The organism is Flavobacterium sp. N1736 (assembly GCF_025947065.1).
Lineage (GTDB): Bacteria > Bacteroidota > Bacteroidia > Flavobacteriales > Flavobacteriaceae > Flavobacterium.
On record NZ_CP109994.1, the window covers coordinates 3616987 to 3627818 of the forward strand.

The following is a 10832-nucleotide window of genomic DNA, read 5'->3' on the forward strand; positions in this document are numbered from 1 at the left end:
ATCTTTGAACCTCTGAACCTTTAAAAAATGATGGACGAAACCCCAAAACGATTTGACCGAATTGTCGCTATTCTGATTCAATTGCAATCTAAAAAAATTGTAAAGGCTCAGGAATTGGCAGATCGTTTTGAAGTAAGTTTAAGAACTATTTATCGTGATATTCGAACTCTTGAAGCATCGGGAGTTCCTATTTATAGTGAAGCCGGAGTTGGATATGCTTTGATGGATGGTTATCGATTGCCGCCTGTTATGTTCACGCGCGAGGAAGTGAGCAGTTTTATTGCTGCCGAAAAACTAATGCAAAAATTTACTGATCCGTCTCTTGGAAATCATTATGCGACGGCAATGTATAAACTGAAATCGGTTTTGAGAAGTAATGACAAAGATTGGCTTTCAAATATTGAATCCAGCGTTGTAATGCAAACTGCAGAACCTTTATTTAATGACAATTCTCCTAATACTCTGGCAGTTTTATTTGAAAGTATTGCCGAGAAAAAGCAAATCTTACTATCGTATAAAACTTTTGATAAGGAAGAAACCACACAACGAAATATCGAACCTGTTGGCGTTTTTCATGATCATAACAATTGGTATTTTTTAGGGTATTGCCATTTACGAAAAGATTACAGACAGTTTCGAACGGATAGAATTTTGGGAATTAAAAAAACAGAATGCGATTTTACAATCGAACACGATTCTCTGGAAACGTATTTGAATAAAACAGAAACAATTCCGACGACGAAAGTCCGAATTTTGATTGAGAAGAAAATTGCCAGATATTTAGAATTCGAAAGGAAATACCACGGTTTTGTTTCTGAAAAAGAAGTAGACGGAAAAATTGAAATGACATTTATGTGCCGCGATCTCGAGAACGGCTTTCCGCGTTGGTTTTTAATGTTTGGAGATTACGCCACAATTCTGGAACCGGAAATACTTAAAACCAAAACTTTGGAATTATTGGAAATCAATCGAAAAAGGCTTTTATAAAAAACTCCAAAAGATGAATTAAATTTCAATTTTTGGAGTTTTTTTAACTATAATTTTCCCGGTTTTATCTTTCCCAGAAAAATGGAGGTTCAATTCCTAATGCTCTTAAATATACATATCCCTGACCTCTGTGATGGATTTCATTATCAACAAAATATAAAATATTCTGAATTACAGGAAACTCATACTGACCAAAAAGATTAAAGGTTTCGTTGAAATCTTCAATTGACAATTTTTCCCAATATTTATTAATTTCTGCGGTTGCTTCGTCCCATTTTTCAAGATATTGCGCTTTAAAAATAAGTTTAGCTGATTCTTCTTCTGTAAATGGTTTCTCTTCTTTACTTACAATTCCTTTAAGTCCAGGAACTGCGATTGCCAAAAGTTCATCCGTTAATTTTGCAAAAGGACGCATTCCTGCAATAGAAAATTCAAAAAAGTCTTTTTCAGGAAAAGCTTCAATTACACGACGCGTAAGTGCGCGATGTCCTTGCCAATGTTTCAATAAATCTTCCGGAGTAATTACCTGAGCTGCTAATGTTTTCATGATTTTAAAGTTTTAATTATTTAATACTTCAAAATTATCGAGGGTTGGTGACAACAGTTTGTCAGCAGGAAAAAAAACATTTAAATATTTTTTTTCCTGTCAACCAATCCCGACAGGTTTTAAAAACCTGTCGGGTTTAATACGTATTATTTACTTTTCAACCATTCAAACAAACGATTGGCATCTTCGTATTTAAACAATTGTGTTCCTTCATTCATGGTTGCGGCAGATCCGCAGGCAACTCCCCAACGAATTACTTCCTTTAGATTTTTATTTTGTGATAATGCCCAAACCATTCCGCCAACCATACTGTCGCCTGCTCCAACGGTACTTTTTTTGGCAACATTTGGTGCAGGAACATATTCATATTCATCTTTCGTTACCAAAACTGCCCCTTGCGGACCAAGTGAAACCACTACTATTTCGGCTCCGCCTTGTGCAATGATTTTTTTAGCGGCTTCATTTACTTCTTCCATTTCTAAACGCTCTGCGCCAACCAACTTTGCCAATTCGCCTACGTTTGGTTTTATAAGATAAGCGCCTGTTTCTAAAACTTTTTGTAATGCTTCTCCTGAAGTGTCGACTATTAATTTAGAATTTGAGGCTTTGGCAATTTCAGCCACTTTCTGATAAAAATCTGAAGATAAACCTTCGTTTAGACTTCCACTTGCTACTAAAAATTTGGATTTTAAATTGGAAACTGTTTCCAGGATTTTTTGAATTTCAGATTCTGATAAAACATCTCCTGAAAATCCGAACCGATATTGTGAATTGGTATGATCATCAACCGCTACAAAACTTTCTCTTGTTAATGCTTTGGTCTTGATAATTTCGGATTCTATTTTTTCTTTTTCTACTAAATCTTTCAGCATTTCTCCAACTGGTCCGCCCGAAGTAAAGATCGCTAATGAATTTCCGTGCAAGCGGGCAATGGCTTTTGAAACATTAATTCCGCCGCCGCCGGCATCAAACAAAGGTGTGGCGCATCGAATTTTTTGTTCGGCAACTAAACCTGAAAAATGGGTGCTTTTATCTACGGATGGATTTACTGTGAGTGTAACTATATCAAATGATTTCATTTTTTCATCTTTTTTTAATTCTCTTAAAGATCCGAAAAAAATATCAATTTTTAAACCCGACAGGTTTTTAAAACCTGTCGGGTTTGGTAATTGTGCATCTCTACATTTAAAATCTTTACAGATATTTTTGTCATAATTATTTTAACACATAGAAACATAGATTTTGTATATGCTAAAAAGGCGTTTCACTTGTTTAAATGCACGTAGCTATGTGTAAATGATGTATCATTTATTTTGATCTTCTTTAAAAAAGTCAAAATCTATGTTTCTATGTGTTAAATTTTTTTATGAATTGCATTTAATAGGGACGCACAGCGGTGCATCTCTACAGGATTACGAAATTAAAATTTGTACCTTTGCGCCTTAGAAACTTTGGAACTTAAAAAGAAATGATCGAAGATAAAAATCCGCAACGTACAAGTATAGCGCAATTAGGTGAATTTGGCCTGATTGAACATTTAACCAAAAATTTTGATGTTACTCAGGAATCTACTTTAAAAAGTATAGGCGACGATGCTGCAGTTCTTGATTTTAAGGATAAAAAAGTAGTTGTTTCTACCGATTTATTGATCGAAGGCGTGCATTTTGATTTGGCTTATATGCCATTAAAACATTTAGGATACAAAGCAGTTGTTGTAAATATATCTGATATCTGTGCAATGAATGCCAAACCAACGCAAATAACGGTTTCTGTTGCCGTTTCTAATCGTTTTCCTCTGGAAGCCTTAGAAGAATTATTTGAAGGAATTACACACGCTGCAAAAGAATATAAAGTCGATGTTATTGGCGGAGACACAACCTCATCTCAAAAAGGTTTAATTATTAGCATTACGGCTATTGGTGAAGCAAACGAAGAGGAGATTGTTTATAGAAACGGAGCCAAACAAACAGATTTACTTGTTGTAACGGGCGATATTGGTGCTGCTTATATGGGATTACAGGTTTTAGAACGCGAAAAACAGGTTTTTCAGGTAAACCCAAACAGCCAGCCTGATCTTGATATGTACAGCTATTTAATCGAGCGCCAGTTAAAACCGGAAGCCCGAAAAGATGTTCGTACTTTATTACATGCTCTTGAAATAAAACCAACTTCGATGATCGATATTTCAGACGGATTATCATCTGAGATTATTCATTTATGCAAACAATCAAAAGTGGGTTGTAATTTGTATGAAGATAAACTTCCGTTAGATCCTCAATTTATTTCGACTTGCGAAGAGTTTAATATTGACAGCACAACGGTTGCTATTAATGGCGGTGAAGATTATGAATTGCTTTTTACAATTGATATTAATGACTTTGATAAAATAAAAGGAAACCCGAATTTCTCAGTTATTGGTCATATGGCTGATGAAAGCGAAGGAATTAATCTGGTTACACGTGCAAACACGCAAATTCCTTTAAAGGCTCGTGGCTGGGATGCTTTGAGTGAGTAAAATTTAGTATTTAGTCGCAGTTTTCAGTCTCGGCATATAAAAAATCCTAACAGCTCTTAAAGTTTGTTAGGATTTTTTTATGCTTTAATCTAAAATCTATATTCTTAAATCTAAAATTTCTTAAAAAAGCCCTTTGCTTTTTGCTTCTTTTATCAAATCTTCATCAGAACCGGATTTTATTTTAAGTAATTCTTTCAGGTTGATTTTTCTTTTTTCGATTGCATTCAGCGAAATCGGAATATATTGCGGCATATCTGCGGTTGAAGTTCCTTTTGATAAATGAAATAATATCTGTTTATCAAACTCGTCTATTTCAATTGAATTATGAGGTGACTGATTGAGCATTTTTTGAACTGACTGGCTGTAGTATTTATCGTTTTTCATTACTTTATCGAAGGCAAAAAGCAATTCATCAAACGTAAGATCATTTTTAATGATTAAACCATTGGGGTTTATGGTTCTGATAATCGTTTTAATTTTTAGTAATTCTGTATACATTGTAAGCAGGATTACGCTGCAGCCGGGCATTTTCTTTAAAATTAGTTTTGCCAGATCTTCGCCGGAGTAAAGTTCTTTTTCTTCATAAGGCGGCATACTAATGTCTAAAAAAGCAATATCAAAATCTGGTGTTGTCTCATCTTCAATTAAATCATAAGCGGATCTGCAATCGTACGCTTGTGAAATAACAAAATCATATTTCTTAGGATTATAACGTGTTATTGCATTTTTGTATCCCTCTATAATAAAAGGATGATCATCTACAATTAATATGTTACGCTTAATTAATTGAGAAACTGGGGGGTTTTGTTCAATTGTCATTATTTTGTAGGTTAATTTTTTGATCTATCGGCACTTTAACTACAAGTAAAGTACCTTGTCCCTGAACAGATTTAATCGACACATTGCCCTTACATTCAGCGGCTCGGTATTCAATATTATGCAAACCAATTCCGCTTTTTGTTTTCTTGGTATTAAAACCAATTCCATCATCATAAATTGATAAAACCAAATAATTCACTTCACTTTTAAATTCAACCGTAATCGTGTCTGCATCTGCATATTTATTACAATTTTGAAGTGCTTCCTGAATAATTCTGTACAAATTAATCTTAACTGCATTACTTACCAATTCCCACTTTATTTGGGGATCAAAAGAAGTAATTAATTTAGAGTCATAAGTGTTTTGTTGGTTTTCAAACAATTTGTTTAAAATTAAAACAAAATTATTAATTAATTCGGATTTTTCTCTATTTAAATCATGAGAAATTTCACGTATATCTTCTTCAATATTTTTAAGTTCTGTTAAGTACTTTCTTCTTTTTGGCAATGCCTCTGTTTCATCCATTTGTTCGAGACTGTCAAGACTTATTCTAATGCCAAACATTCTGCCCAAAACACCGTCATGAAGTTCCTGGGCTACCTTTTTCTTTTCTTTAATGCGCGTTGCTTCGATATCATTTTGCTGCGAAATCATCAAATTATAAATATCCTCATTGGCGACTTGTTGCTGTTGTTTAAAAAGCAGTTCCCTGTTTCTTGCCTGCTGTGTTTTATAAACATAGAAAAACAAACCAACCAGTGTACAAATACTAAAAACATAAACTAAAGTTTTATTCTTTTCCTGCAGGTTCGAATTTTGGTCTTTTATTTCGTTGGTTTCGTATTCTATACGCGAGAATTTTTCGCCCATTTTTCGTTCTTCCCGCTGCAATTTTTCGTTAATTTTTATATACTCTTTCGTATATCTCGACGCGTTTTCGGGATCAACAATTGCAATTTGTTTAAGGGCATCTAATGTATTTCTGGATTTATTTGAAATTCTGGATAAATTTAAAGCCTGTTTTGAAAATTGAATCGCTTTGAGTGTGTCTTTATTAAACGCATAATATTCAGAAAGATGAATTTTATTTAATATGATTCCTGATTCAAGCTTTAAACTATCTCTAATTTTCAGGGCATCAAAAAATTGTGCAGGCAATCCGGTAAATTCTTTTGATTTAAATTTGGCGTATGCTAAATTGTCTAAAAGCATGGCATATAAAACAGTATTGCCGGTAAATAGATCTTTTTGCTCCAGCCCTTTTTGAAAATAGATTTTGGCGAGATTAAAATCATGCATCTTTAAATAAACAAAACCCATATTGTTGAGTGAAGTCGATTTTAACTGAAGATCTGCCGGAATAGATTTATCTTCGAGAATTAATAATGCTCTGTTATGAAATTCTAATGCTTTATCATATTCTTCACGCTCATTATATAAAATCCCTAACAAGTTGTAACTATCATATAGCAGATTGCTTACATCTTTTTTCTCTTTTAAAATTTTAAGGGCTTTAAAAATAGTTATTTCACTTTCAAAAAAGTCACCCTCACTTAATTGTAAATCTGCTTTGGTTAAAAGCGTTTTTGCAATATTAAAGTCGTCATTAATTCCCGAAAATATTTTTTCGGCCTTAAAATAGTTTAAAAAAGCACTATCTGAAATCGCTTGCGCCTGATAATAATCTCCCAGATAAACATATCCTTTAGCCATATTTGCCGAGTCTTTGCTGACTGCAGCTTTTTCTAATACCAATTTTGAAACCTTTTTATAAGATTCCCAATCATTCATATTAAAATAACGATTGGCAACTTTAAAGAGATTTACTTTTTTAATAGAATCGTCTTTTTGGGCATTAATAATATCGAGCGCTTTTTGATTGTATTTTTGCTTATAGGTTAAAGGCAGATTTACGTCATTTGCTAATGAGAAATAAATAGAAAGGCTATCGTTTGAAGAATTTAATTTTACATTCTTATTTTCTTTCCTTTCATTGGTGCAGCCAAATAGAAGAAGTACTAAAAACAATAATATCTGCGAAGCTTTTTTCAAAGTATGTTTGATTTTGATCAAAAATACTAAAAGTATAAACACAAAAAAAAGTTGTCACAAAAATGACAACTTTTCTTATACTAATTTTATATTTTATTTAGTCGACTTTTATTCTTGATCCTGTCGACTGGCTGTCAGATGCAAAACTATTTAACTTACTATCTAATGAATTCAACTGATTTGAAGTAGCGTAAACATCTTGTTTTTGTTTATTAATTCCTTGCTGTCCGCCACCATCTATTGCAACATTTGAAGTAACTATTTGAGGAGATGTAAAAGAAGTTGTTACTACTACTAAAGAAAATAATCCGATTGTTAGAGCTGTTTTTTTCATGTTTTTGAGGTGTTTAGTTTTTATTTTTTTATTTGGGGCACGTGATTTTGATTATGAATCACGGTGTAAAACTAATTCTGTAAATAAAAAAAATGGCACAAAAAAAACAGTTTATGGTAGAACATGCCCAATTGGTAGTCAATGAGCGTCAAATTAGCGTAAATACTTAGTTTTTAGACTTCTAAGTAATTTCCTGCAGAAAAATCGTTTATTATTATGTCTACGTTTGATTTGTAGGTTTTTGAGAAAGGGATCTTTTTTGACGAGTTTTTTATGTAACAAACTGAGTGTCCGTTATGAATTCTCGAAATATAATTTTGATTTACGATATAACTATTGTGGATTCTTACAAAAGGATGCGATAAAACCTGCTCAAAATGTTTTAATGTTTTAAAAGCTGTTACCATTTCACCGGAATTCAAATAAATATCTGTAGAGTTATTATCGGCTTGCAGATAGCAAATGTCCGGTGTTGCTATATATCGATAATCTCCGTACGATTTAATACATAAAACAAGCGGTTTCTCGACAATTTGTATTGTTTGTGCGGGCGGAATTAGAGAAGCTTTAATTTTGTTTTTAATTTGTACAGAATCTGTTTCTATAGTTATTCTGTCCAGCTTTAAAATAATCTTCAATAAATCGATTGTTAAAAGAGGTTTTAATACATAATCAAAAACACCATGCTGAATGGCTTCAAAAGCCAGTTCCTTTTTAGAAGTCGTTATTATTACTTTAGGTATATCAGATAAATACCTGTATAATTCATTGATTAAAGAAAGTGATAAATTACTAATGGCATTTATGGGATCAATTTCTAAAAAAACAAATGACGGTTTGTGCTGTAAAGTCAAATCTAATCCATCCTGATAATTTGTCGCCGAAGCAACAAAAGTTAGTTCTGAAAAACCATCAGCAATTGTTTTGGTTTTCAAAATACTTTCGTTGTCATCATCGATAATAATATACGAATACTTTTTCAATATTAAATTTGGTGGATTTTTAATAAACCTGGTTTATTGTTCCTATCTCTCACAGATAATTTAAAAAAACGCGCTTTTTAAAAATATGCCTGCAACTAAAATTACGCATTTCAATTCATTTAAAACTTTCATTCATAATACATTATGAACAAATATTTCCACATTATTTTAAACGGGATTTTCTAAATAAAACTGATACGATTATAATGAAAAAATCCCAAACTCCTATTTGGAATCTGGGATTTTTTATAGTGATATTTGAAAGATTACATCTTCATCAACCAGTTTTTCATTGAAACTTCGTTTTCGATAATATCTTTCAACTCAGAGATTTTTACGCGATCTTGTTTCATCGTATCTCTATGACGAATTGTTACTGTTTCGTCTTCGATTGTTTGGTGATCTACTGTAACACAAAACGGTGTTCCAAGTGCATCTTGCCTTCTGTAACGACGACCAACTGCATCTTTCTCATCATAAGCAACACTAAAATCCCATTTTAAATCATCGATGATTTTTTTAGCAATATCAGGTAAACCATCTTTTTTAACCAATGGTAAAATAGCCACTTTTGTAGGTGCTAAAACTGCCGGTAATTTTAAAACTGTTCTTGTAGAACCGTCTTCTAAAACTTCTTCTTGTAATGAAGTTGCAAAAACCGCCAGGAACATACGATCTAAACCAACTGAAGTTTCTACTACGTATGGCACGTAGTTTTCGTTCAGTTCCGGATCAAAATACTGTAATTTTCTACCAGAATATTGTTCGTGTGCTTTTAAGTCAAAATCAGTTCTTGAGTGAATTCCTTCTAATTCTTTGAAACCAAACGGAAAATTAAACTCAATATCAGCCGCAGCATTTGCGTAATGTGCTAATTTTTCGTGATCGTGAAAACGGTAATTTTCTTTTCCTAATCCCAAAGATAAATGCCAGTTTAAACGGGCTTCTTTCCAGTGGTGGTACCATTTCATTTCTTCTCCCGGACGAACGAAAAATTGCATTTCCATTTGTTCGAATTCACGCATACGGAAAATAAATTGTCTTGCAACAATCTCGTTTCTAAACGCTTTACCCGTTTGAGCAATTCCAAAAGGAACTTTCATGCGACCTGATTTCTGAACATTTAAAAAATTCACAAAAATACCCTGAGCCGTTTCCGGACGTAAATATAAATCCATTGCAGAATCTGCAGAAGCACCTAATTTAGTTCCGAACATTAAGTTGAATTGCTTTACATCTGTCCAGTTTTTAGAACCGGTTTCAGGGTCAGCAATTTCTAATTCTTCGATTAAAGCTTTTACATCCTGAAGATCATCCGTCATTCCTTTTGCAAGCCTTGATAAAATTTCTTTATATTTTGAAAGATATTCTATAACGCGGGCATTTGTTGTAACAAATTCTTCCTCATTAAAAGCATCACCAAAACGTGCTCTTGCTTTTTCAATTTCTTTTTGAGCTTTTTGATTGATCTTTTCAGCATGATCTTCAACCAAAACATCAGCTCTATATCTCTTTTTTGAATCTTTATTATCAATTAACGGATCATTAAACGCATCAACGTGACCCGAAGCTTTCCAGGTTGTTGGATGCATCAATATTGCAGCATCAAGGCCGACAATATTTTCATTCATCTGAACCATTGATTTCCACCAATATTCACGGATATTCTTTTTTAACTCGACACCATTTTGTGCGTAATCATATACTGCACTTAATCCGTCATAAACTTCGCTCGACGGAAAAATAAATCCGTACTCTTTTGCGTGCGAAACCACATTCTTAAATAAATCTTCTTGTTTTGCCATAGTGATGCAAAAATATAAAAAGTACGTTTAAAAAAAAGAAAAATAACAAAGATTGCAGGATTGATTTTGTTATTTTTGTAACTAAATTCTTTCTATTTGTGTTTAATTCGATTCTTAACCTGTTTTTCCCTAAAGTTTGTGCCGGATGCCGCAAACTTTTATTAGCCAACGAAAATGTTTTATGTACCAATTGCCGTCATGAAATGCCTCTGACTCAATATCATTTGGATACAAAAAATGAAGCTGTAAAGAAATTTTACGGCAAAATTGATATCGAATATGCATCAGCATTTTTATATTTTAATAAAAAAGGAATTGTTCAGGAACTCATTCACAATTTAAAATATAAAGGTCGGGAAGAAATTGGTACTGTTTTAGGAAACTGGTATGTAGAAGATTTAAAAACATTGAATTTGGAAAACCCTTTTGATATTGTGATTCCGGTTCCTTTACACAAGAGAAAATTTCGAGAACGAGGTTTTAATCAGGTTACCACTTTTGGAAAGGCTTTGGCCGAAGGTTTAAAAATCAATTATGATGATCGGGTTTTGTACCGAAAAAAATATTCGAAAACCCAATCAAAAAAGAATCTTTTAGGAAGATCTGAAAACATAGAAAATATATTTGATGTGCTTTCAATAGAAAACCATCAAAACAAACATGTATTGCTTGTTGATGATGTACTTACAACCGGCGCCACTCTTGAAGCCTGTTCCCGGGCATTATTAAAAATTCCGGGAATTAAAATCAGTATTGTTTGTATGGCAATGGCGAACTCTTAAATAAATT

General features: G+C 32.9%; 10 protein-coding genes. 3 read left to right on the forward strand and 7 right to left on the reverse strand.

Annotation, left to right across the window (positions count from 1 at the left end; all coding sequences use genetic code 11):
- The first annotated feature begins 27 nt into the window (after positions 1 to 27).
- The gene (locus OLM54_RS15440) at positions 28 to 987 is read left to right on the forward strand and encodes a helix-turn-helix transcriptional regulator (protein WP_264535466.1); all 960 of its coding nucleotides are present in this window, start codon (positions 28 to 30) and stop codon (positions 985 to 987) included.
- A gap of 64 nt (positions 988 to 1051) precedes the next feature.
- Here the strand turns inward: OLM54_RS15440 and OLM54_RS15445 are convergent, their stop codons facing one another.
- Entirely contained in the window at positions 1052 to 1534 is a 483-nt protein-coding gene (locus OLM54_RS15445; protein ID WP_264535467.1) for a DinB family protein, read from the reverse strand.
- A gap of 146 nt (positions 1535 to 1680) precedes the next feature.
- A complete protein-coding gene (locus OLM54_RS15450) occupies positions 1681 to 2613 on the reverse strand; it encodes a 1-phosphofructokinase family hexose kinase (RefSeq protein ID WP_264535468.1) in 933 nt (310 codons plus the stop codon).
- 389 nt (positions 2614 to 3002) lie between these two features.
- On the opposite strand from OLM54_RS15450, the gene thiL reads away from it, so the two are divergent.
- Positions 3003 to 4049, forward strand: a complete 1047-nt coding sequence (gene thiL, locus OLM54_RS15455; RefSeq protein ID WP_264535469.1) for a thiamine-phosphate kinase — start codon at positions 3003 to 3005, stop codon at positions 4047 to 4049.
- A 120-nt stretch (positions 4050 to 4169) separates the two neighbouring features.
- Here the strand turns inward: thiL and OLM54_RS15460 are convergent, their stop codons facing one another.
- The 5 genes from OLM54_RS15460 to OLM54_RS15480 form a co-directional block, all read right to left on the reverse strand.
- A complete protein-coding gene (locus OLM54_RS15460) occupies positions 4170 to 4868 on the reverse strand; it encodes a response regulator transcription factor (RefSeq protein ID WP_264535470.1) in 699 nt (232 codons plus the stop codon).
- Positions 4858 to 6921: an ATP-binding protein gene (locus tag OLM54_RS15465; RefSeq protein ID WP_264535471.1), complete on the reverse strand. Its 2064-nt coding sequence runs from the start codon at positions 6919 to 6921 to the stop codon at positions 4858 to 4860. Before OLM54_RS15465 ends, OLM54_RS15460 begins: the two co-directional genes overlap by 11 nt.
- A gap of 97 nt (positions 6922 to 7018) precedes the next feature.
- A complete protein-coding gene (locus OLM54_RS15470; RefSeq protein ID WP_264535472.1) occupies positions 7019 to 7255 on the reverse strand; it encodes a hypothetical protein in 237 nt (78 codons plus the stop codon).
- A 173-nt stretch (positions 7256 to 7428) separates the two neighbouring features.
- Entirely contained in the window at positions 7429 to 8238 is an 810-nt protein-coding gene (locus OLM54_RS15475; protein WP_264535473.1) for a LytR/AlgR family response regulator transcription factor, read from the reverse strand.
- A gap of 266 nt (positions 8239 to 8504) precedes the next feature.
- Entirely contained in the window at positions 8505 to 10043 is a 1539-nt protein-coding gene (locus OLM54_RS15480) for a glycine--tRNA ligase (RefSeq protein ID WP_264535474.1), read from the reverse strand.
- A gap of 98 nt (positions 10044 to 10141) precedes the next feature.
- On the opposite strand from OLM54_RS15480, the gene OLM54_RS15485 reads away from it, so the two are divergent.
- Positions 10142 to 10825, forward strand: coding sequence for a ComF family protein (locus OLM54_RS15485; protein ID WP_264535475.1), 684 nt, complete (start codon positions 10142 to 10144; stop codon positions 10823 to 10825).
- Positions 10826 to 10832: the final 7 nt, after the last annotated feature.